A 21295-nucleotide genomic window follows, 5' to 3' on the forward strand; every position below is an offset into this window, starting at 1 on the left:
AATCCCTTTCCAGAAAACATTCAGAAGGTAATCACAATGTCCCTTACCAACGAGCAGATCGTCGAAGCCATCGCCGGCAAGACCCTGATGGAAGTGATGGAGCTGGTCAAGGCCATCGAAGAGAAGTTCGGCGTCTCCGCCGCCGCCCCGGTCGCCGTGGCCGCCGGCCCGGTCGCCGCTGGTCCGGCCGCCGAGGAGCAGACCGAGTTCACCGTGGTCCTGAAGGCCGCCGGCGACAAGAAGGTCGAGGTCATCAAGGCCGTCCGCGCCATCACCGGCCTGGGCCTGAAGGAGGCCAAGGACCTGGTCGAGGGCGCCCCGAAGGACGTCAAGGAAGGCGTGTCGAAGGAAGACGCCGAGAAGTTCAAGAAGGAACTGGAAGCCGCCGGCGCCACCGTCGAGCTCAAGTAAGCAGTACCTTGCATCGCCGGAGCGCTCGGTGATGCGCCAAAGGCTGGGGGCGAAAGCCCCCGGCCTTCGGTCGTTTCCGGGGCCCATGGCTCCGAAGGGGCCCCGCGAGGGGCCTGCAGTACAGAAAACCCAGTTCCGCACAGGGGAGCTGGTAGTCGGAAGTAGCGGGAGATGGCGTGCTGGTGCCGGCAATACCAGCGACTACCGACTGACAGCTTCATGTTCCCCCGGGTCCGCGGACGCGCGGCCCGCACTGCCAAAGGTGGTACATCCATGACGACGTATTCGTTCACCGAGAAGAAGCGCATCCGCAAGGACTTCGGCAAGCAGCGCTCCATCCTCGAGGTGCCGTTCCTGCTGGCCATCCAGGTCGATTCGTACCGCGAATTCCTGCAGGCCGACACCGACCCCGCCAAGCGCCGCGATACCGGCCTGCACGCGGCGCTGAAGTCGGTGTTCCCGATCGTCAGCTACAGCGGCAACGCCGCGCTGGAGTACGTCGGCTACAAGCTCGGCGAGCCCGTGTTCGACGAGCGCGAGTGCCGCAACCGCGGCCTGTCCTACGGCGCCCCGCTGCGCGTGACCGTGCGCCTGGTGATCTACGACCGCGAGTCCTCCACCAAGGCGATCAAGTACGTCAAGGAGCAGGAGGTCTACCTCGGCGAGATCCCGCTGATGACCGAGCACGGCACGTTCATCGTGAACGGCACCGAGCGCGTCATCGTCTCGCAGCTGCACCGCAGCCCGGGCGTGTTCTTCGACCACGACCGCGGCAAGACCCACAGCTCGGGCAAGCTGCTGTACAGCGCCCGCATCATCCCCTACCGCGGCTCCTGGCTGGACTTCGAGTTCGACCCGAAGGACGCCCTGTACACCCGCATCGACCGTCGCCGCAAGCTGCCGGTGACCATCCTGCTGCGCGCCCTCGGCTACAACAACGAGGAGATGCTGCGCGCCTTCTTCGAGATCAACACCTTCCACATCCTGCCGGAAGGCGTGCAGCTGGAACTGGTGCCGGAGCGCCTGCGCGGCGAGACCCTGGGCTTCGACCTGTCCGACGGCGAGAAGGTCATCGTCGAGGCCGGCAAGCGCATCACCGCGCGCCACGTGCGCCAGCTGGAGCAGTCGGGCATCACCGCGCTGGCGGTGCCGGACGAGTACCTGCTGGGCCGCATCCTGGCCCACGACGTGGTCGACGCCAACACCGGCGAGCTGCTGGCCGCCGCCAACGACGAGATCACCGACGAGCACCTGGCCGCGTTCCGCAAGGCCGGCGTGTCCAGCATCGGCACCCTGTGGGTGAACGACCTCGACCGCGGCCCGTACCTGTCCAACACCTTGCGCATCGACCCGACCCGCACCCAGCTGGAGGCGCTGGTCGAGATCTACCGCATGATGCGCCCGGGCGAGCCGCCGACCAAGGAAGCGGCCCAGAACCTGTTCCACAACCTGTTCTTCACCTTCGAGCGCTACGACCTGTCGGCCGTGGGCCGGATGAAGTTCAACCGCCGCGTCGGCCGCAAGGACGTCGTCGGCCCGGCCGTGCTGTACGACCACAAGTACTTCGCCGAGCGCGCCGACGACGAGTCCAAGGCGCTGGTGTCCGAGCAGGGCGAGACCTCGGACATCCTCGACGTGCTGCGCGTGCTGACCGAGATCCGCAACGGCCGCGGCGTGGTCGACGACATCGACCACCTGGGCAACCGCCGCGTGCGTTCGGTCGGCGAGATGGCCGAGAACGTGTTCCGCGTGGGCCTGGTCCGCGTCGAGCGCGCGGTCAAGGAGCGCCTGTCGATGGCCGAGTCCGAGGGCCTGACCCCGCAGGAGCTGATCAACGCCAAGCCGGTGGCCGCCGCGATCAAGGAGTTCTTCGGCTCCTCGCAGCTGTCGCAGTTCATGGACCAGAACAACCCGCTGTCGGAGGTCACCCACAAGCGCCGCGTCTCGGCGCTGGGCCCGGGCGGCCTGACCCGCGAGCGCGCCGGCTTCGAGGTGCGCGACGTGCACCCGACCCACTACGGCCGCGTCTGCACCATCGAGACCCCGGAAGGCCCGAACATCGGCCTGATCAACTCGCTGGCCGTGTTCGCCCGCACCAACCAGTACGGCTTCCTGGAGACGCCGTACCGCAAGGTCGTGGACGGCCGCATCACCGACGAGGTCGAGTACCTGTCGGCGATCGAGGAGAACGAGTACGTCATCGCCCAGGTCAACGCCGCCCATGACAAGGAAGGCCGCCTGACCGAGGCCTTCGTGCCGTGCCGCCACCAGGGCGAGTCGCTGCTGAAGCCGGCCTCCGAGATCCACTACATGGACGTGTCGCCGATGCAGACCGTGTCGGTCGCCGCGGCGCTGGTCCCGTTCCTGGAGCACGACGACGCCAACCGCGCGCTGATGGGCGCCAACATGCAGCGCCAGGCGGTCCCGACCCTGCGTGCCCAGACCCCGCTGGTCGGCACCGGCATCGAGCGCGCCGTGGCGCGCGACTCGGGCGTGACCGTGAACGCCCGCCGCGGCGGCGAGGTTGTGCAGGTCGACGCCGGCCGCATCGTGGTCAAGGTCAACGAGGAGGAGATCTCCGGCGAGCAGGATGCCGGCGTCGACATCTACACCCTGACCAAGTACACCCGCTCCAACCAGAACACCTGCATCAACCAGCGTCCGCTGGTGCACGTGGGCGACGTGGTCGCGCGCGGCGACGTGCTGGCCGACGGCCCGTCGACCGACATCGGCGAGCTGGCCCTCGGCCAGAACATGCTGATCGCGTTCATGCCGTGGAACGGCTACAACTTCGAGGACTCGATCCTGCTGTCGGAGCGCGTGGTCCAGGAGGACCGCTACACCACGATCCACATCGAGGAGCTGACCTGCGTCGCCCGCGACACCAAGCTGGGCCCGGAGGAAATCACCGCCGACATCCCGAACGTGTCCGAGCAGGCCCTGGGCCGCCTGGACGAGTCGGGCGTGGTGTACATCGGCGCCGAGGTGCGCGCCGGCGACATCCTGGTGGGCAAGGTCACGCCGAAGGGCGAGAGCCAGCTGACCCCCGAGGAGAAGCTGCTGCGCGCGATCTTCGGCGAGAAGGCCTCCGACGTTAAGGACAGCTCGCTGCGCGTGCCGCCGGGCATGGACGGCACCGTCATCGACGTGCAGGTCTTCACCCGCGACGGCATCGAGAAGGACAAGCGCGCCAAGCAGATCGAGGAAAACGAGATCCGCCGCGTCAAGAAGGACTTCGACGACCAGTTCCGCATCCTCGAGGCGGCGATCTACGCGCGCCTGCGCACCCAGATCGTGGGCAAGGTCGCCAACGGCGGCCCGGGCCTGAAGAAGGGCGACACCATCACCGACGCCTACCTGGACGGCCTGAAGAAGTCCGACTGGTTCGCCCTGCGCATGAAGGACGACGACGCCGCCGAGGCGATCGAACGCGCGCAGAAGCAGATCCAGGCCCACGAGAAGGAGTTCGAGCGCCGCTTCGCCGACAAGCGCGGCAAGATCACCCAGGGCGACGACCTGGCCCCGGGCGTGCTGAAGATGGTCAAGGTGTTCCTGGCCGTGAAGCGCCGCATCCAGCCGGGCGACAAGATGGCCGGCCGCCACGGCAACAAGGGCGTCGTGTCCAACGTGGTCCCGGTCGAGGACATGCCGTACATGGCCGACGGCACCCCGGTCGACATCTGCCTCAACCCGCTGGGCGTGCCTTCGCGCATGAACATCGGCCAGATCCTCGAGGTGCACCTGGGCTGGGCCGCCAAGGGCCTGGGCAAGCGCATCCAGAAGATGCTGGACGAGCAGCGCGCCGTGTCCGAGCTGCGCGAGTTCCTGGGCAAGGTCTACAACCACGACAACGAGCTGTTCGGCCAGCGCGTGGACCTGTCGCAGTTCAGCGACGAGGAGCTGGTGGCGATGGCGCGCAACCTCACCGACGGCGTGCCGATGGCCACCCCGGTGTTCGACGGCGCCCACGAGGAGGAGATCCGGCAGATGCTGGAGCTGGCCTACCCGGACGACGACCCGGAGACCGCCCGCCTCGGCTTCAACGCCAGCAAGACCCAGATGCAGCTGTACGACGGCCGCACCGGCGAGGCGTTCGACCGCAAGACCACGGTCGGCTACATGCACTACCTGAAGCTGAACCACCTGGTCGACGACAAGATGCACGCCCGCTCCACCGGCCCGTACTCGCTGGTCACCCAGCAGCCGCTGGGCGGCAAGGCGCAGTTCGGCGGCCAGCGCTTCGGCGAGATGGAAGTGTGGGCGCTGGAAGCCTACGGCGCGGCATACACCCTGCAGGAAATGCTGACGGTGAAGTCCGACGACGTGCAGGGCCGCAACCAGATGTACAAGAACATCGTCGACGGCAACCACGAGATGGTCGCGGGCATGCCGGAGTCCTTCAACGTTCTGGTGAAGGAAATCCGCTCGCTGGCCATCAACATGGAGTTGGAGGACGAGTAAGGCGCGCGGCGCGGCCCGCCACGGACGGGCCGCGCTTCCCCCGAATCGCCCGATCGACCGCCTTTACTCCTGACGGAGACAAGAAATGAAAGACCTGCTCAACCTCTTCAACCAGCAGCGCCAGACGCTGGACTTCGACGCGATCAAGATCGCCCTGGCTTCGCCGGACCTGATCCGCTCGTGGTCCTTCGGCGAGGTGAAGAAGCCCGAGACGATCAACTACCGCACCTTCAAGCCGGAGCGCGACGGCCTGTTCTGCGCGGCCATCTTCGGCCCGATCAAGGACTACGAGTGCCTGTGCGGCAAGTACAAGCGCATGAAGCACCGTGGCGTGGTCTGCGAGAAGTGCGGCACCGAGGTCACCCTGGCCAAGGTCCGCCGCGAGCGCATGGGCCACATCGACCTGGCCTCGCCGGTCGCGCACATCTGGTTCCTGAAGTCGCTGCCGTCCCGCATCGGCCTGATGCTGGACATGACCCTGCGCGACATCGAGCGCATCCTGTACTTCGAGGCCTACGTGGTCACCGAGCCGGGCCTGACCCCGCTCGAGCGCCGCCAGCTGCTGACCGAAGAGCAGTACATGCAGGCGCGCCAGGAGCACGGCGACGACTTCGACGCCGCCATGGGCGCCGAGGCGATCTACGAGCTGCTGCGCACCATCGACCTGCAGGCCGAGATGGCGCGCCTGCGCGAGGAGATCGCCGCCACCGGTTCGGAGACCAAGCTCAAGCGCCTGACCAAGCGCATCAAGCTGATCGAGGCGTTCATCGAGTCCGGCAACCGTCCGGAGTGGATGGTCATGACCGTGCTGCCGGTGCTGCCGCCGGACCTGCGCCCGCTGGTCCCGCTGGACGGCGGCCGCTTCGCGACCTCCGACCTGAACGACCTGTACCGCCGCGTCATCAACCGCAACAACCGCCTGCGCCGTCTGCTGGAGCTCAACGCGCCCGACATCATCGTGCGCAACGAGAAGCGCATGCTGCAGGAGTCGGTTGACGCGCTGATGGACAACGGCCGCCGCGGCCGCGCCATCACCGGCACCAACAAGCGCCCGCTCAAGTCGCTGGCCGACATGATCAAGGGCAAGCAGGGCCGCTTCCGCCAGAACCTGCTCGGCAAGCGCGTCGACTACTCGGGCCGTTCGGTCATCGTGGTCGGCCCGTACCTGCGCCTGCACCAGTGCGGCCTGCCGAAGAAGATGGCGCTGGAGCTGTTCAAGCCGTTCGTGTTCGCCAAGCTGCAGCGCCGCGGCCTGGCCACCACCATCAAGGCCGCCAAGAAGCTGGTCGAGCGCGAAGAGGCCGAGGTGTGGGACATCCTCGAGGAGGTCATCCGCGAGCACCCGGTGCTGCTGAACCGCGCCCCGACCCTGCACCGCCTGGGCATCCAGGCGTTCGAGCCGGTGCTGATCGAGGGCAAGGCCATCCAGCTGCACCCGCTGGTCTGCACCGCGTTCAACGCCGACTTCGACGGCGACCAGATGGCCGTGCACGTCCCGCTGAGCCTCGAGGCCCAGCTGGAGGCGCGCGCCCTGATGATGTCGACCAACAACATCCTGTCGCCCGCCAACGGCGAGCCGATCATCGTGCCGTCGCAGGACGTGGTGCTCGGCCTGTACTACATGACCCGCGCCCTGGAGAACAAGAAGGGCGAGGGCATGGTGTTCGCCAACGTGGCCGAGGTTAAGCGCGCCTACGACAACCGCGTGGTCGAGCTGCACGCCAAGGTCAAGGTCCGCATCACCGAGGTGGTGAAGGACGAGGCCGGCAACAAGCACAAGAAGGCGGCGATCGTGGATACCACGGTCGGCCGCGCCCTGCTGGCCGAGATCCTGCCGGAGGGCCTGCCGTTCGAGCTGGCCAACACCGAGCTGACCAAGAAGAACATCAGCCGCCTGATCAACAGCTGCTACCGCCGCCTGGGCCTGAAGGACACCGTGGTGTTCGCCGACCAGCTGATGTACACCGGCTTCAGCTTCGCCACCCGCGCCGGCGTGTCGATCGGCATCGACGACATGCTGATCCCGGAGGAGAAGAAGAGCATCCTCGCCGAGGCCGAGGCCGAGGTGCTGGAGATCCAGGAGCAGTACCAGAGCGGCCTGGTCACCGCCGGCGAGCGCTACAACAAGGTGGTCGACATCTGGTCGCGCACCAACGAGCGCATCGCCAAGGCGATGATGGAGACCATCGGCACCGACAAGGTGGTCAACGCCAAGGGCGAGGAAGTCGCGCAGAAGTCGATGAACTCGCTGTACATCATGGCCGACTCCGGTGCCCGTGGTTCGCAGGCGCAGATCCGACAGCTGGCCGGCATGCGCGGCCTGATGGCCCGCCCGGACGGCTCGATCATCGAGACCCCGATCAAGGCGAACTTCCGCGAAGGCCTGAACGTGCAGGAGTACTTCAACTCCACCCACGGCGCCCGCAAGGGCCTGGCCGACACCGCGCTGAAGACCGCCAACTCCGGTTACCTGACCCGCCGCCTGGTCGACGTGGCGCAGGACGTGGTGATCACCGAGGCCGACTGCGGCACGCTGCAGGGCCTGACCATGACCCCGATCGTGGAAGGCGGCGACGTGGTCGAGCCGCTGAAGGACCGCGTGCTGGGCCGCGTCGTGGCCGAGGACGTGTTCCTGCCGGGCAACGACGAGGACCCGATCGTCACCCGCAACACCCTGCTGGACGAGGTGTGGGTGCAGAAGCTGGAGGACGCCGGCGTCCAGTCGATCAAGGTGCGTTCGACCATCACCTGCGAATCGCCCTTCGGCGTGTGCGCGCACTGCTACGGCCGCGACCTGGCCCGTGGCCACCTGGTCAACATCGGCGAGTCGGTGGGCGTCATCGCCGCCCAGTCGATCGGCGAACCGGGTACCCAGCTGACGATGCGTACCTTCCACATCGGCGGCGCGGCTTCGCGTGCCGCCGCGGTGGACAGCATCACGGTCAAGACCACCGGCTCGATCAAGTTCAACAACCTCAAGACCGTCGAGCATTCCGGCGGCCACCTGGTCGCGGTGTCGCGTTCGGGCGAAGTGTCGGTCCTCGACCCGCACGGCCGCGAGCGCGAGCGCTACAAGCTGCCGTACGGCGCCACCATCAACGTCAAGGACGGCGCCGAGGTCAAGGCCGGCCAGACCGTGGCCAACTGGGATCCGCACAACCACCCGATCGTGTCGGAAGTGGCCGGCTTCGTCCGCTTCGTTGACTTCGTCGATGGCGTCACCGTCATCGAGAAGACCGACGAACTGACCGGCCTGGCCTCGCGCGAGATCACCGATCCCAAGCGCCGCGGCTCGCAGGGCAAGGACCTGCGCCCGCTGGTCCGCATCGTCGACAAGGACGGCAACGACCTGACCATCCCGGGCACCGACCTGCCGGCGCAGTACCTGCTGCCGCCGCGCTCGGTGGTGAACCTGCAGGACGGCGCCCCGGTGGGCGTGGGCGACGTGGTCGCCAAGATCCCGCAGGAAGCGTCCAAGACCCGCGACATCACCGGCGGTCTGCCGCGCGTGGCCGACCTGTTCGAGGCGCGCAAGCCGAAGGATCCGGCGATCCTGGCCGAGAAGTCCGGCGTGGTCAGCTTCGGCAAGGACACCAAGGGCAAGCAGCGCCTGATCATCAAGGGACCGGACGGCGAGGAGCACGAGGAGCTGATCCCGAAGTACCGCCAGATCATCGTGTTCGAGGGCGAGCACGTGACCAAGGGCGAGACCATCGTGGACGGCGAGCCGAGCCCGCAGGACATCCTGCGCCTGAAGGGCGTGGAGGACCTGGCCGCGTACCTGGTCAAGGAGATCCAGGACGTCTACCGCCTGCAGGGCGTGAAGATCAACGACAAGCACATCGAGGTGATCACCCGCCAGATGCTGCGCAAGGTCGAGATCACCGACCAGGGCGATTCCAAGTTCCTCAACGGCGAGCAGGTGGAGAAGCAGCGCGTGATCGAGGAGAACGCGCGCCTGGTGGCCCGCGGCGAGATCCCGGCCAAGTACGAGCCGGTGCTGCTGGGCATCACCAAGGCCTCGCTGGCGACCGAGTCGTTCATCTCGGCGGCCTCCTTCCAGGAGACCACCCGCGTGCTGACCGAGGCGGCCGTCCGCGGCACCCGCGACAACCTGCGCGGCCTGAAGGAGAACGTCATCGTCGGCCGCCTGATCCCGGCGGGTACCGGCCTGGCCTACCACAGCAAGCGCCGCCGCAACGCCACCGGCCTGACCGAGTCGGAGCTGGAGGCGCTGTCCGGCGGCTCCGAGCCGGCGGCGGTGGCCGAGGCCGAGGCGCCGGAGGCGGCCGCCCCGTCCCAGGAGGACGCGGCGGAGTGATGCACCCGGCCGCCGCCGGCGACGGCGGCGGCCCGGGGGTACGGCGGGGCAGGGAGGCCCGGCCGCGCCCGCGATCCCTTCCGGCCCCGGCCGGGCGGGGCGCCGGGACCATGGAAGGTGGGTCGGTTGACGCGGTTTTTACCGTCCCGCTATACTTTCATGTCTCGGCAGGCCGTCCTTCGGCCTGCCGTCGTTTTCACGTCCGGCCCCGGTCCGCGGGGCCCCAAGCAGAAGAACCTTAGAATGGCGACGATCAACCAGCTGGTCCGCAAGCCGCGGCAGGCGGAAACGTACAAGAGCGCCTCGCCGGCACTGGAGAAGTGCCCGCAGCGCCGCGGTGTCTGCACCCGCGTCTACACCACCACCCCGAAGAAGCCGAACTCGGCCCTGCGTAAGGTCGCCAAGGTGCGCCTGACCAACGGCTACGAGGTCATCTCGTACATCGGCGGCGAAGGCCACAACCTCCAGGAGCACTCCGTGGTGCTGATCCGCGGCGGCCGCGTCAAGGACCTGCCGGGCGTGCGTTACCACACCGTCCGCGGTTCGCTGGATGCCGCCGGCGTCACCAAGCGTCGCCAGGGCCGTTCGAAGTACGGCGCCAAGCGCCCGAAGAGCTAATCGAGGAAGCCCGACATGTCCCGTAAAGGTTCCACCCCCCAGCGCTCCGTCCTGCCCGATCCCAAGCACGGGAGCGAGACCATCGCCCGCTTCATCAACATGGTGATGAAGAGCGGCAAGAAGTCGATCGCCGAGAACATCGTGTACGACGCGATGGAAGTGATCGGCCAGAAGAACCCCAACGCCATCGAGCTGGTGCAGAAGGCGCTGGACAACGTCGCCCCCGCGGTCGAGGTCAAGTCCCGTCGCGTCGGTGGCGCGACCTACCAGGTGCCGGTCGAGGTTCGCGCCTCCCGCCGCCTGGCCCTGGCCATGCGCTGGGTGATCGATTCGGCCCGCAAGCGCGGCGAGAACTCGATGGCCCGCAAGCTGGCCGGCGAGCTGCTGGACGCGGCCGAGAACCGCGGTGGCGCGATCAAGAAGCGCGAAGAGACCCACCGCATGGCCGAGGCCAACAAGGCCTTCGCCCACTACCGCTGGTAACAGCCCGCGGGCCCCTGGCGGGCCCGCGCGACCAGCCCGGACGGCGCGGCATGTTCCGCGCCCTCCGCATTTCAGGGGGTGCCGCGCAGCCGGCCCCTGCAACCGAAACGCCAAGCTAACGAGAGGCTCCCCGTGGCCCGCACTACTCCCATCGAGCGTTACCGCAATTTCGGCATCATGGCCCACATCGATGCCGGCAAGACCACCACGTCCGAGCGCATCCTGTTCTACACCGGCAAGAGCCACAAGATCGGTGAAGTGCACGATGGCGCCGCGACCATGGACTGGATGGAGCAGGAGCAGGAGCGTGGCATCACGATCCAGTCCGCTGCCACCACCGCGTTCTGGAGGGGCATGGACAAGTCCTTCCCGGAGCACCGCTTCAACATCATCGACACCCCCGGGCACGTGGACTTCACCATCGAGGTGGAGCGCTCGCTGCGCGTGCTGGACGGCGCGGTGTTCGTGCTGTGCGCCGTCGGCGGCGTGCAGCCGCAGTCGGAGACCGTGTGGCGCCAGGCCAACAAGTACCACGTGCCGCGCATCGCGTTCGTCAACAAGATGGACCGCACCGGTGCCAACTTCTTCAAGGTCCGTGACCAGCTGAAGTCGCGCCTGGGTGCCGTGCCGGTCCCGATGCAGATCCCGATCGGCGCCGAGGACAACTTCGTCGGCGTGGTCGACCTGGTCAAGATGAAGGCCATCCACTGGGACGAGAAGACCCAGGGCACGACCTTCGAGTACCGCGACATCCCGGAAGAGCTGAAGGCCCAGGCCGAGGAAGCCCGTTCGTACATGGTCGAGTCCGCGGCCGAGGCGAACGAGGAGCTGATGGACAAGTACCTGGGCGGCGAGGAGCTGACCGAGGACGAGATCTACAGCGCCCTGCGCCAGCGCACCCTGGCCACCGAGATCGTGCCGATGTTCTGCGGCTCGGCGTTCAAGAACAAGGGCGTGCAGGCCATGCTCGACGGCGTGGTCAAGCTGCTGCCGTCGCCGGTCGACGTGCCGGCGGTGAAGGGCGTCGACATGGACGACGAGACCAAGGAGATGACCCGCGAGTCGTCCGACAAGGCTCCGTTCTCGGCCCTGGCGTTCAAGATCATGACCGACCCGTTCGTCGGTTCGCTGACCTTCTTCCGCGTCTACTCCGGCACCCTGAGCGCCGGCGACCAGGTGCTGAACTCGGTCAAGAACAAGAAGGAGCGCATCGGCCGCCTGCTGCAGATGCACTCCAACCAGCGCGACGAGATCAAGGAAGTGCTGGCCGGCGACATCGCCGCCGCGGTGGGCCTGAAGGACGTCACCACCGGTGACACCCTGTGCGCCATCGACGCCCCGATCGTCCTGGAGCGCATGGCGTTCCCGGAGCCGGTGATCTCGATGGCCGTGGAGCCGAAGACCAAGTCCGACCAGGAGAAGATGGGCAACGCCCTGAGCCGCCTGGCCCAGGAAGACCCGTCGTTCCGCGTCCGCACCGACGAGGAGTCCGGCCAGACCATCATCTCGGGCATGGGCGAGCTGCACCTGGACATCATCGTCGACCGCCTGAAGCGCGAGTTCAACGTCGAGGCCAACGTCGGCAAGCCGCAGGTCGCCTACCGCGAGACCATCCGCTCCAGCGACGTCAAGTCGGACTACAAGCACGCCAAGCAGTCCGGTGGTAAGGGCCAGTACGGCCACGTCGTGATCGAGATGTCGCCGATCACCGCCGAGGACCGCGAGAAGTACGCCGACCTGATCAAGGACGACTTCCTGTTCCTCAACGAGATCACCGGCGGCGTGATCCCGAAGGAGTTCATCCCGTCGGTCGAGAAGGGCCTGCGCGAGACCATCACCAGCGGCCCGCTGGCCGGCTTCCCGGTCGTCGGCGTCAAGGTCAAGCTGGTCTTCGGTTCGTACCACGACGTCGACTCCTCGGAAATGGCGTTCAAGCTGGCCGCCTCGATGGCGTTCAAGCAGGGCTTCGCCAAGGCCAGCCCGGTGCTGCTGGAGCCGATCATGAAGGTCGAGATCGTCAGCCCCGAGGATTACCTGGGCGACGTCATGGGCGACGTGAGCCGCCGCCGCGGCGTGCTGCAGGGCCAGGACGACAGCCCGTCGGGCAAGATCATCAACGCGATGATCCCGCTGGGCGAGATGTTCGGCTACGCCACCGCGCTGCGCTCGATGACCCAGGGCCGCGCCACCTTCTCGATGGAGTTCGACCATTACGAGGAAGCGCCGAACAACATCGCCGAGACGGTGATCAAGAAGGCGTAAGCGGCGGCGCCCCCGGGCGCGCACATACCAGGCAGGCCATCCCCCGGGGTGGCCCTGTCTCCCAGGAAAAATCCAAATACAAGAGGTATTTCACCAATGTCCAAGGGTAAGTTCGAGCGCACCAAGCCGCACGTGAACGTCGGCACCATCGGCCACGTTGACCATGGCAAGACCACGCTGACGGCCGCGCTGACGAAGGTCGGTGCCGAGCGTTTCGGCGGCGAGTTCCACGCGTACGACGCGATCGACAAGGCGCCGGAAGAGAAGGCCCGCGGCATCACGATCTCGACCTCGCACGTCGAGTACGAATCGCCGACCCGCCACTACGCGCACGTGGACTGCCCGGGCCACGCCGACTACGTGAAGAACATGATCACCGGTGCGGCGCAGATGGACGGCGCGATCCTGGTGGTGTCGGCGGCTGACGGCCCGATGCCGCAGACCCGCGAGCACATCCTGCTGGCCCGCCAGGTGGGCGTGCCGTACATCGTGGTCTTCCTGAACAAGGCGGACATGGTGGACGACGCCGAGCTGCTGGAGCTGGTGGAGATGGAAGTCCGCGAGCTGCTGAGCAAGTACGACTTCCCGGGCGACGACACCCCGATCATCAAGGGTTCGGCGCTGAAGGCGCTGGAAGGCGACCAGTCGGAGATCGGCGTTCCGGCGATCATCCAGCTGGTGGACGCGCTGGACAGCTACATCCCGACCCCGGAGCGCGACGTTGACAAGCCGTTCCTGATGCCGGTCGAGGACGTGTTCTCGATCTCGGGCCGCGGCACCGTGGTGACCGGCCGCATCGAGCGCGGCGTGATCAAGGTGGGCGACGAAGTGGAAATCGTCGGCATCCGTCCGACCCAGAAGACCACCGTCACCGGCGTGGAGATGTTCCGCAAGCTGCTGGACCAGGGCCAGGCGGGCGACAACGCGGGGCTGCTGCTGCGCGGCACCAAGCGTGACGAGGTCGAGCGTGGCCAGGTGCTGGCCAAGCCGGGCACGATCACCCCGCACACCGACTTCGAGGCCGAGGTGTACGTGCTGTCGAAGGACGAGGGCGGCCGCCACACCCCGTTCTTCAAGGGCTACCGTCCGCAGTTCTACTTCCGCACCACCGACATCACTGGCGCCGTCCAGCTGCCGGAGGGCGTGGAGATGGTGATGCCGGGCGACAACGTGAAGATGTCGGTGTCGCTGATCAACCCGGTGGCCATGGACGAGGGCCTGCGCTTCGCGATCCGCGAGGGTGGCCGTACCGTCGGCGCCGGCGTGGTCGCCAAGATCCTGAAGTAATTCAGGTTCACTGACCCCCTGTCCGCCTGGGCGGGCAGGGGGCTTACCGCGAAAAGAGGTGCAGGAAGCGCCTCGTGTTCGCCAGACAGGGAAAAGTCGCGTGACGCAGAGCGCGGGACAGCCATGTGCTGTTGACGCGCCGTTTTACGCGTTCTATACTTTTCCGTCTGGGCAGGCCGGCTCGCTGGTCTGCCCGCACTTTTGGGGGTCGCCCGGTGCGGCCTCCTGTCCGGCGCGGGACCGGCCGGGCGAACGAACCATACCGGGGCAGGCATCCCAGAGGCCGCGCCCGTCGCTCTTTTAACGAAGGAACTCCGTCATGGCGGACCAAAAGATCCGGATTCGGCTCAAGGCGTTCGATCACCGTCTGATCGACCGTTCGGCCAGCGAGATCGTCGAAACGGCCAAGAGGACCGGCGCGCAGGTGCGTGGCCCGATCCCGCTGCCGACCAAGATCGAACGTTACACCATCCTCGTCTCCCCGCATGCCGACAAGGATGCGCGTGACCAGTACGAGACCCGCACGCACAAGCGCGTGCTCGACATCGTCGACCCCAACGACAAGACCGTGGACGCGCTGATGAAGCTCGAGCTCGCGGCTGGCGTCGACGTCCAGATCAAGCTCGCCTGAGGACTGCCGACATGACGAAGAAGTATTCGTTGGGTCTGGTCGGCCGCAAGGCCGGCATGAGCCGCGTCTTCACCGAGGATGGCCGTTCCATTCCGGTGACCCTGATCGAGGCCACCCCGAACCGCATCACCCAGATCAAGACCGTCGAGGTCGACGGCTACAGCGCTGTCCAGGTGACCACCGGCGCCCGCCGTGCGTCGCTGGTGAACAAGCCGCTGGCCGGCCACTACGCCAAGGCCAAGGTCGAAGCCGGCCGCGGCCTGTGGGAGTTCCGCGTCGCCGACGACAAGATCGGTGATTTCGCCATCGGTGGCGAGATCAAGGCCGACATCTTCGAGGTGGGCCAGAAGGTCGACGTCCAGGGCGTGACCAAGGGCAAGGGCTTCCAGGGCACCATCAAGCGCCACAACTTCACCATGGGCGACGCGACCCACGGTAACTCGCTGTCGCACCGCGCCCCGGGTTCGATCGGCCAGCGCCAGACCCCCGGCCGCGTGTTCCCCGGCAAGAAGATGGCCGGCCACATGGGCGCCGAGACCCAGAGCACGCAGAACCTGGAAGTGGTTCGCGTCGATGCCGAGCGCGGCCTGATCGCCGTTCGCGGCGCCGTCCCGGGTGCCCCGGGTGGTGACGTGATCGTGCGCCCGGCGAGCAAGGCGTAAGGAGAAGCACGATGGAACTCACCATTACGGGTAGCGCCAACAAGCTGTCGGTTTCCGACGCCGTGTTCGGCCGCGAATTCAGCGAGGACCTGGTCCACCAGGTCGTGGTGGCCTACCAGGCCGCCGGCCGTGCCGGCACCAAGGCGCAGAAGACCCGCGCCGAGGTCAACGGCACCACCAAGAAGTCCAAGCGGCAGAAGGGCGGCGGCGCGCGTCACGGCGCCCTGACGGCCCCGATCTTCGTCGGCGGCGGCCGGGCCTTCGCGGCCAAGCCGCGCAGCTACGACCAGAAGGTCAACCGCAAGATGTACCGCGCCGCGATTGCCGCGATCCTGTCCGAGCTGAACCGCCAGGGCCGCCTGAAGGTCGTCGAGTCGTTCGACGTCGACGCCCCGAAGACCAAGGGCCTGGTCGAGAAGCTGGCCGGTTTCGAGCTGGGCAAGCGCCCGCTGATCGTCACCGAGGACGCCTCCGAGAACCTGTTCCTGTCGGCCCGCAACCTGCCGTACGTGCAGGTCCGCGACGTCCAGGGCCTGGATCCGGTCGCCCTGGTCGGCGCCGATTCCGTGCTGATCACCGCCGATGCGGTCAAGAAGGTCGAGGAGTGGCTGGCATGAGCACCAACGAGAAGATTTTCAGCGTACTGCTCGCGCCGCGCGTGTCCGAGAAGACCGCTCGCCTGCAGGAAGTGAGCAACCAGTACGTGTTCGAGGTTTCGAACGACGCCACCAAGGCCGACGTCAAGGCCGCGGTGGAACAGCTGTTCGACGTCAAGGTCGAGTCGGTCAACGTCGTCAACGTGAAGGGCAAGAACAAGTCCTTCCGCTTCCGTTCCGGTCGCCGCGGCGACTGGCGTAAGGCGTACGTGCGCCTGGCCGAGGGCCAGAGCATCGACGTGTCCGCGAAGGCCTGAGGGTGATCCCATGCCATTGATGAAGTTCAAGCCCACCTCTGCCGGCCGCCGCTCCGCGGTCCGCGTGGTCACCCCCGACCTCCACAAGGGTGCCCCGCACGCCGCGCTCGTCGAGAAGCAGAGCAAGTCCGGCGGCCGCAACCACCACGGCCGCATCACCACCCGCCACATCGGTGGTGGCCACAAGCACCACTACCGCCTGATCGACTTCAAGCGCAACAAGGAAGGCATCGCGGCGCGCGTGGAGCGGATCGAATACGATCCGAACCGCACCGCCCACATCGCCCTGCTGTGCTACGTCGACGGCGAGCGCCGCTACATCATCGCCCCGAAGGGCCTGAAGGCCGGCGACCAGGTGATCGCGGGTTCCGACGCCCCGATCAAGGCCGGCAACACCCTGCCGCTGCGCAACATCCCGGTCGGCACCACGGTGCACTGCATCGAGCTGAAGCCGGGCAAGGGCGCGCAGATCGCCCGCGCCGCCGGCGCCGGCGTGCAGCTGGTCGCCCGCGAGGGCGCCTACGCGCTGCTCCGCCTGCGTTCGGGCGAGATGCGCAAGGTGCCGGCCGAGTGCCGCGCCACCATCGGCGAGGTCGGCAACGACGAGCACAACCTGGAGAAGCTGGGCAAGGCCGGCGCCAAGCGTTGGCGCGGCGTGCGCCCGACCGTCCGCGGTGCGGCGATGAACCCGGTTGACCACCCGCACGGCGGTGGTGAGGCCAAGGCCGGCCAGGGTAACCCGCATCCGGTCACCCCGTGGGGTGTCCCGACCAAGGGTTACAAGACGCGCAGCAACAAGCGCACCCAGAAGTTCATCGTCCGCGATCGTAGGGGCTAATCGACCATGCCACGTTCCCTCAAGAAAGGCCCGTTCGTCGATCACCACCTCCTCAAGAAGGTGGAGGCCGCGGGCGGCACCAAGAAGCCGATCAAGACCTGGTCGCGCCGTTCCATGATCCTGCCGGAAATGGTGGGGTTCACCATCGCCGTCCATAACGGCAAGAACCATGTTCCGGTTCTCATCAACGAGAACATGGTCGGCCACAAGCTCGGCGAGTTCGCTGTCACCCGGACCTTCAAGGGTCACGGCGGCGACAAGAAGTCGAAGTAAGGAGATGACCATGGAAGCGAAAGCCATCCTGCGCACCGCGCGCATCTCCCCGCAGAAGGCCCGCCTGGTCGCCGACCAGGTGCGCGGCCTGCCGGCCGAGCGTGCCGTCAACCTGCTGAAGTTCTCCGACAAGAAGGCCGCCGCCCTGATCAAGAAGGTCGTCGAGTCCGCCATTGCCAACGCCGAGAACAACAACGGCGCCGACGTGGACGCCCTCAAGGTCAAGACCATCATGGTCGACGAGGGCCCGACCCTGAAGCGCTTCATGGCGCGAGCCAAGGGCCGCGGCACCCGCATCCTCAAGCGGACCAGCCACATCACCGTCGTCGTGGGAGAGGGCAAGTAATATGGGTCACAAAGTTCATCCCACCGGCATCCGCCTGGGCATCGCCAAGGACTGGAACTCGAAGTGGTACGCGGGCAAGGGCGAGTACGCCGACTACCTGGCGGCCGACCTGAAGGTCCGCAAGATGCTGCGCAAGAAGCTGGCCCAGGCCGGCATCAGCCGCATCCTGATCGAGCGCCCGGCCAAGACCGCCCGCGTCACCATCCACACCGCCCGCCCGGGCGTGGTGATCGGCAAGCGCGGTGAGGACATCGAGAAGCTGCGCCGCGAGGTCAGCGAGCTGATGGGCGTCCCGGCGCACATCAACGTCAGCGAGGTGCGCAAGCCCGAGCTCGACGCCCAGCTGGTCGCCGAGTCCATCGCCCAGCAGCTGGAGCGCCGCATCATGTTCCGCCGCGCCATGAAGCGCGCGGTCGGCAACGCGATGCGCCTCGGCGCCCTGGGCATCAAGGTCAACGTCGCCGGCCGCCTGAACGGCGCCGAGATCGCCCGTTCGGAGTGGTACCGCGAAGGCCGCGTGCCGCTGCATACCCTGCGCGCGGACATCGACTACGGCTTTGCCGAGGCTCACACCACCTACGGCGTGATCGGCATCAAGGTATGGGTCTACAAGGGCGAGATCTTCGACTTCGCCCAGGTTGGACAGGAGAAGCAGGAAGAAGCCAGCAGCCCGCGCGGCGAGCGTGGCGACCGCGAGCGTCCCTCCCGTCCGGCACGTGAAGCGAGGTAACGGCGATGTTGCAACCCAAGCGAACCAAGTACCGCAAGCAGCACAAGGGCCGTAACGAGGGCCTGAGCTGGAGCGCCAACGCCGTGTCCTTCGGCGAGTACGGCCTGAAGGCCACCGCCCACGGTCGCCTGACCGCGCGCCAGATCGAGGCGGCCCGCCGCACGATCAGCCGCTACGTCAAGCGCGGCGGCAAGATGTGGATCCGCGTGTTCCCGGACAAGCCGATCACCCAGAAGCCCATCGAGGTCCGCATGGGCTCCGGTAAGGGTAACGTCGAGTACTGGGTGGCCCAGATCCAGCCGGGCCGCATGATCTATGAAATCGAGGGCGTGTCGGAGGAGCAGGCGCGCGAGGCGTTCCGCCTGGCGGCCGCCAAGCTCTCGGTCACCACCACCTTCGTGACCCGCACGGTGCGCTAATGGCTACGATCAACGAACTCCGTGAAAAGTCGGCCGACGAACTGAAGGCTCACCTGCTGGACCTGCGCAAGGAACAGTTCTCCCTGCGCATGCAGCGGGCGACCGGCCAGCTGACGAAGACCCACGAAACCCGCCGGGTGCGCCGCGAGATCGCTCGCGTTAAGACCCTGCTCGGCAGCAACAAGTAAGGGATCGCAGCGATGAGCGAGAACAACAACAAGCCGCTGCGCACGGTCGAAGGCCGGGTGATCAGCAACAAGATGGACAAGACGGTGACTGTCCTGGTCGAGCGCCAGGTCAAGCACCCGCTGTACGGCAAGTACATCAAGCGGTCGACCAAGCTGCACGCCCACGACGCCGAAAACGCCTGCAAGGAAGGCGACGTGGTGCGCGTGACCGAGGTCGCGCCGATTTCCAAGACCAAGAACTGGCGCGTGGTTGAAGTCGTCACCCGCGCGGCCGAATAAGGGAGATCTGAATCATGATCCAGATGCAGAGCTACCTTGACGCCGCCGACAACTCCGGCGCCAAGGAACTGATGTGCATCAAGGTGCTGGGCGGCTCCAAGCGCCGTTACGCCGGCATCGGTGACATCATCAAGGTGACCGTCAAGGACGCGATCCCGCGCGGCAAGGTCAAGAAGGGCGAGGTCTACGACGCCGTCGTGGTCCGTACCCGCAAGGGCGTCCGCCGTGCCGACGGTTCGCTGATCCGCTTCGACGGCAACGCCGCCGTCCTGCTGAACAACAAGCAGGAGCCGATCGGTACCCGTATCTTCGGACCGGTGACCCGTGAGCTGCGTTCCGAGAAGTTCATGAAGATCGTCTCGCTCGCGCCTGAAGTGCTCTGAGCGGAGGAAGCAGACATGGCAAACCGTATCAAGAAGGGTGACCAGGTCGTGGTCATCGCCGGCAAGGACAAGGGCAAGCAGGGCGAGGTGATCAAGGTGGACGGCGACCGCGTGGTCGTCTCCAACGTGAACCTCGTCAAGCGGCACACCAAGCCGAACCCGCAGGCGGGCATCGCCGGCGGCGTGGTCGAGCGCGAGGCCTCGATCCACATTTCCAACGTGATGCCGCTCAATCCGGCTACCGGCAAGGGCGAGCGCATCGGTTACAAGGTCCTGGAGGATGGACGCAAACTGCGTGTGTTCCGCTCCAGTGGTGAGGCGCTCGACGCCTGAGGAATGAAGCAATGACCACGCGGCTCGAAAAGATCTACAAGGAACAGGTTGTGCCGGCTCTCATGGAGAAGTTCGGCTACACCAATCCGATGGAAGTGCCCAGGCTCGTCAAGATCACCGTGAACATGGGTGTGGGCGAGGCGGCGACCAACAAGAAGGTGCTGGAGAACGCCGTTGCCGACCTGGCCAAGATCACCGGCCAGAAGCCGGTGACCACCAAGGCCCGCGTCTCGGTGGCCTCGTTCAAGATCCGCGACGGCTGGCCGATCGGCTGCAAGGTCACGCTGCGCCGGAACCAGATGTTCGAGTTCCTGGACCGCCTGATCAGCGTCGCGCTGCCGCGCGTGCGCGACTTCCGCGGCGTGTCCGGCCGTTCGTTCGACGGCCGCGGCAACTACAACATGGGCGTGAAGGAACAGATCATCTTCCCGGAAATCGACTTCGACGCCGTCGACGCGATCCGCGGCATGGATATCGCCATCACCACGACCGCCAAGACCGACGCCGAGGCCAAGGCGCTGCTCGAGGCGTTCAAGTTCCCGTTCCGCAACTAAGGGTTAGACACATGGCAAAGACCTCGATGGTCAACCGCGACGCGAAGCGGGAGAAGCTGGCCAAGAAGTACGCCGCCAAGCGCGAGGCCCTGAAGAAGGTGATCTCGAGCCAGACCGCCTCCTACGAGGAGAAGCTCGAGGCGGCGACCAAGCTGCAGAAGCTGCCGCGCGACTCGTCCCCGAGCCGCCAGCGCAACCGTTGCGAGCTGTCCGGCCGTCCGCGTGGCGTGTACCGCAAGTTCGGCCTCGGCCGCAACATGCTGCGCGAAGCCACCATGCGTGGCGACGTGCCCGGCCTGCGCAAGGCCAGCTGGTAAGGAAGGCGAGGGCGGCCCCGGCCGCCCCCGCGGGGAAACCGGCCCCACGGGCCGGTTTTCCTGCTATTATTTTCCGCTTGCCCGGCCCAGCCGCGGCGTGGCAAGGGCCCCGGCCCCTCCCGGGACAATCCAGATTTCGCGAAAGCGGATATCGGTGCACTCAAGGAACCACTCATGAGCATGACTGATCCCATCGCCGACATGCTGGTCCGCATCAAGAATGCGGCCGCTGTGGGCAAGCCGACGGTGAAGCTGCCGTCCTCCAAGATCAAGGTTGCCATCGCCAACGTCCTGAAGGACGAGGGCTACATCTCCGACCTGCGCGTCATCCAGGGCGAGAACAACAAGGCCGAACTCGAGATCGTGCTGAAGTACTTCGAGGGCCGTCCGGTCATCGAGCAGCTCAAGCGCGCCTCGCGCTCGGGCCTGCGCATGTACCGCGGCAAGAACGAGCTGCCGAAGGTCCTTGGCGGCCTCGGCGTGGCCATCATCTCCACCTCCCAGGGCATCATGACCGACAAGCAGGCGCGCAACGCCGGCATCGGCGGCGAAGTCCTGTGCTACGTGGCCTAATCGAAGGAGTACG

At 66.7% G+C, this 21295-nt stretch carries 23 protein-coding genes; all 23 read left to right on the plus strand.

The features are described 5' to 3' along the window. Nucleotides 1–36 precede the first annotated feature (36 nt). The 23 genes from rplL (at nucleotide 37) to rpsH (ending at nucleotide 21282) form a co-directional block, all read left to right on the plus strand. Entirely contained in the window at nucleotides 37–411 is a 375-nt protein-coding gene (gene rplL, locus EIM48_RS08050; RefSeq protein WP_019399925.1) for a 50S ribosomal protein L7/L12, read from the plus strand. Nucleotides 412–684: 273 nt separating this feature from the next. After that, nucleotides 685–4872: a DNA-directed RNA polymerase subunit beta gene (rpoB, locus tag EIM48_RS08055; RefSeq protein ID WP_019399924.1), complete on the plus strand. Its 4188-nt coding sequence runs from the start codon at nucleotides 685–687 to the stop codon at nucleotides 4870–4872. A gap of 85 nt (nucleotides 4873–4957) precedes the next feature. Continuing rightward, nucleotides 4958–9193 (plus strand): DNA-directed RNA polymerase subunit beta', encoded by a 4236-nt coding sequence (rpoC, locus tag EIM48_RS08060; protein ID WP_028915807.1) that lies wholly within the window; start codon nucleotides 4958–4960, stop codon nucleotides 9191–9193. A gap of 243 nt (nucleotides 9194–9436) precedes the next feature. Next, the gene (gene rpsL, locus EIM48_RS08065) at nucleotides 9437–9811 is read left to right on the plus strand and encodes a 30S ribosomal protein S12 (protein WP_013536001.1); all 375 of its coding nucleotides are present in this window, start codon (nucleotides 9437–9439) and stop codon (nucleotides 9809–9811) included. 15 nt (nucleotides 9812–9826) lie between these two features. Next, nucleotides 9827–10294, plus strand: coding sequence for a 30S ribosomal protein S7 (gene rpsG, locus EIM48_RS08070; RefSeq protein ID WP_019399932.1), 468 nt, complete (start codon nucleotides 9827–9829; stop codon nucleotides 10292–10294). Nucleotides 10295–10426: 132 nt separating this feature from the next. Next, a complete protein-coding gene (gene fusA, locus EIM48_RS08075) occupies nucleotides 10427–12556 on the plus strand; it encodes an elongation factor G (protein ID WP_028915808.1) in 2130 nt (709 codons plus the stop codon). A 96-nt stretch (nucleotides 12557–12652) separates the two neighbouring features. Further along, nucleotides 12653–13843, plus strand: a complete 1191-nt coding sequence (tuf, locus tag EIM48_RS08080) for an elongation factor Tu (protein ID WP_028915514.1) — start codon at nucleotides 12653–12655, stop codon at nucleotides 13841–13843. Nucleotides 13844–14162: 319 nt separating this feature from the next. Continuing rightward, nucleotides 14163–14474 carry a 30S ribosomal protein S10 gene (rpsJ, locus tag EIM48_RS08085; RefSeq protein WP_013535997.1) on the plus strand — a complete coding sequence of 104 codons (312 nt, stop codon included), beginning with the start codon at nucleotides 14163–14165 and terminating at the stop codon, nucleotides 14472–14474. A gap of 11 nt (nucleotides 14475–14485) precedes the next feature. Continuing rightward, nucleotides 14486–15136, plus strand: coding sequence for a 50S ribosomal protein L3 (gene rplC, locus EIM48_RS08090; protein WP_028915515.1), 651 nt, complete (start codon nucleotides 14486–14488; stop codon nucleotides 15134–15136). Between the two features lie 11 nt (nucleotides 15137–15147). Further along, nucleotides 15148–15753 carry a 50S ribosomal protein L4 gene (rplD, locus tag EIM48_RS08095; protein ID WP_019399186.1) on the plus strand — a complete coding sequence of 202 codons (606 nt, stop codon included), beginning with the start codon at nucleotides 15148–15150 and terminating at the stop codon, nucleotides 15751–15753. Continuing rightward, nucleotides 15750–16049, plus strand: a complete 300-nt coding sequence (gene rplW / locus EIM48_RS08100; RefSeq protein ID WP_019399185.1) for a 50S ribosomal protein L23 — start codon at nucleotides 15750–15752, stop codon at nucleotides 16047–16049. The genes rplD and rplW overlap by 4 nt, the downstream gene beginning before the upstream one ends. A 10-nt stretch (nucleotides 16050–16059) precedes the next feature. Continuing rightward, nucleotides 16060–16887, plus strand: a complete 828-nt coding sequence (gene rplB, locus EIM48_RS08105; RefSeq protein ID WP_028915516.1) for a 50S ribosomal protein L2 — start codon at nucleotides 16060–16062, stop codon at nucleotides 16885–16887. A 6-nt stretch (nucleotides 16888–16893) separates the two neighbouring features. Continuing rightward, nucleotides 16894–17160 carry a 30S ribosomal protein S19 gene (rpsS, locus tag EIM48_RS08110; RefSeq protein ID WP_019399183.1) on the plus strand — a complete coding sequence of 89 codons (267 nt, stop codon included), beginning with the start codon at nucleotides 16894–16896 and terminating at the stop codon, nucleotides 17158–17160. A 10-nt stretch (nucleotides 17161–17170) separates the two neighbouring features. Next, entirely contained in the window at nucleotides 17171–17506 is a 336-nt protein-coding gene (rplV, locus tag EIM48_RS08115; RefSeq protein WP_013535991.1) for a 50S ribosomal protein L22, read from the plus strand. A gap of 1 nt (nucleotide 17507) precedes the next feature. Further along, nucleotides 17508–18236, plus strand: coding sequence for a 30S ribosomal protein S3 (gene rpsC, locus EIM48_RS08120; protein WP_028915517.1), 729 nt, complete (start codon nucleotides 17508–17510; stop codon nucleotides 18234–18236). A gap of 5 nt (nucleotides 18237–18241) precedes the next feature. Next, on the plus strand, nucleotides 18242–18655 hold the full coding sequence (gene rplP / locus EIM48_RS08125) for a 50S ribosomal protein L16 (protein ID WP_019399180.1): 414 nt from the start codon (nucleotides 18242–18244) through the stop codon (nucleotides 18653–18655). Beyond that, a complete protein-coding gene (rpmC, locus tag EIM48_RS08130) occupies nucleotides 18655–18843 on the plus strand; it encodes a 50S ribosomal protein L29 (protein ID WP_019399179.1) in 189 nt (62 codons plus the stop codon). Before rplP ends, rpmC begins: the two co-directional genes overlap by 1 nt. A 12-nt stretch (nucleotides 18844–18855) precedes the next feature. After that, nucleotides 18856–19122, plus strand: a complete 267-nt coding sequence (gene rpsQ / locus EIM48_RS08135) for a 30S ribosomal protein S17 (protein WP_019399178.1) — start codon at nucleotides 18856–18858, stop codon at nucleotides 19120–19122. Nucleotides 19123–19136: 14 nt separating this feature from the next. Continuing rightward, on the plus strand, nucleotides 19137–19505 hold the full coding sequence (rplN, locus tag EIM48_RS08140; RefSeq protein ID WP_014161372.1) for a 50S ribosomal protein L14: 369 nt from the start codon (nucleotides 19137–19139) through the stop codon (nucleotides 19503–19505). A 15-nt stretch (nucleotides 19506–19520) separates the two neighbouring features. Beyond that, complete coding sequence (rplX, locus tag EIM48_RS08145) at nucleotides 19521–19838, plus strand: 50S ribosomal protein L24 (protein WP_019399177.1); 318 nt, start codon at nucleotides 19521–19523, stop codon at nucleotides 19836–19838. Between the two features lie 11 nt (nucleotides 19839–19849). Beyond that, entirely contained in the window at nucleotides 19850–20392 is a 543-nt protein-coding gene (gene rplE / locus EIM48_RS08150; protein WP_019399176.1) for a 50S ribosomal protein L5, read from the plus strand. Nucleotides 20393–20403: 11 nt separating this feature from the next. Next, entirely contained in the window at nucleotides 20404–20709 is a 306-nt protein-coding gene (gene rpsN / locus EIM48_RS08155) for a 30S ribosomal protein S14 (RefSeq protein ID WP_019399175.1), read from the plus strand. A gap of 174 nt (nucleotides 20710–20883) precedes the next feature. Then, a complete protein-coding gene (gene rpsH / locus EIM48_RS08160; RefSeq protein WP_019399174.1) occupies nucleotides 20884–21282 on the plus strand; it encodes a 30S ribosomal protein S8 in 399 nt (132 codons plus the stop codon). Nucleotides 21283–21295 lie beyond the last annotated feature (13 nt).

The organism is Pseudoxanthomonas sp. SGNA-20 (assembly GCF_003931635.1).
Lineage (GTDB): Bacteria > Pseudomonadota > Gammaproteobacteria > Xanthomonadales > Xanthomonadaceae > Pseudoxanthomonas.

Bases quoted from the DNA above. Each gene is read 5' to 3' on its own strand.
- rpsS (WP_019399183.1), top strand. From the start codon at position 16,894: ATGCCACGTTCCCTCAAGAAAGGCCCGTTCGTCGATCACCACCTCCTC.
- rplB (WP_028915516.1), top strand. From the start codon at position 16,060: ATGCCATTGATGAAGTTCAAGCCCACCTCTGCCGGCCGCCGCTCCGCG.
- rpoC (WP_028915807.1), top strand. From the start codon at position 4,958: ATGAAAGACCTGCTCAACCTCTTCAACCAGCAGCGCCAGACGCTGGAC.
- rplN (WP_014161372.1), top strand. From the start codon at position 19,137: ATGATCCAGATGCAGAGCTACCTTGACGCCGCCGACAACTCCGGCGCC.
- rplL (WP_019399925.1), top strand. From the start codon at position 37: ATGTCCCTTACCAACGAGCAGATCGTCGAAGCCATCGCCGGCAAGACC.
- tuf (WP_028915514.1), top strand. From the start codon at position 12,653: ATGTCCAAGGGTAAGTTCGAGCGCACCAAGCCGCACGTGAACGTCGGC.
- rplE (WP_019399176.1), top strand. From the start codon at position 19,850: ATGACCACGCGGCTCGAAAAGATCTACAAGGAACAGGTTGTGCCGGCT.
- rplC (WP_028915515.1), top strand. From the start codon at position 14,486: ATGACGAAGAAGTATTCGTTGGGTCTGGTCGGCCGCAAGGCCGGCATG.
- rpoB (WP_019399924.1), top strand. From the start codon at position 685: ATGACGACGTATTCGTTCACCGAGAAGAAGCGCATCCGCAAGGACTTC.
- rpsJ (WP_013535997.1), top strand. From the start codon at position 14,163: ATGGCGGACCAAAAGATCCGGATTCGGCTCAAGGCGTTCGATCACCGT.
- rpsQ (WP_019399178.1), top strand. From the start codon at position 18,856: ATGAGCGAGAACAACAACAAGCCGCTGCGCACGGTCGAAGGCCGGGTG.
- rpsG (WP_019399932.1), top strand. From the start codon at position 9,827: ATGTCCCGTAAAGGTTCCACCCCCCAGCGCTCCGTCCTGCCCGATCCC.
- rplP (WP_019399180.1), top strand. From the start codon at position 18,242: ATGTTGCAACCCAAGCGAACCAAGTACCGCAAGCAGCACAAGGGCCGT.
- rplD (WP_019399186.1), top strand. From the start codon at position 15,148: ATGGAACTCACCATTACGGGTAGCGCCAACAAGCTGTCGGTTTCCGAC.
- rpsN (WP_019399175.1), top strand. From the start codon at position 20,404: ATGGCAAAGACCTCGATGGTCAACCGCGACGCGAAGCGGGAGAAGCTG.
- rpsC (WP_028915517.1), top strand. From the start codon at position 17,508: ATGGGTCACAAAGTTCATCCCACCGGCATCCGCCTGGGCATCGCCAAG.
- rpsL (WP_013536001.1), top strand. From the start codon at position 9,437: ATGGCGACGATCAACCAGCTGGTCCGCAAGCCGCGGCAGGCGGAAACG.
- rplW (WP_019399185.1), top strand. From the start codon at position 15,750: ATGAGCACCAACGAGAAGATTTTCAGCGTACTGCTCGCGCCGCGCGTG.
- rpsH (WP_019399174.1), top strand. From the start codon at position 20,884: ATGAGCATGACTGATCCCATCGCCGACATGCTGGTCCGCATCAAGAAT.
- rplX (WP_019399177.1), top strand. From the start codon at position 19,521: ATGGCAAACCGTATCAAGAAGGGTGACCAGGTCGTGGTCATCGCCGGC.
- rplV (WP_013535991.1), top strand. From the start codon at position 17,171: ATGGAAGCGAAAGCCATCCTGCGCACCGCGCGCATCTCCCCGCAGAAG.
- rpmC (WP_019399179.1), top strand. From the start codon at position 18,655: ATGGCTACGATCAACGAACTCCGTGAAAAGTCGGCCGACGAACTGAAG.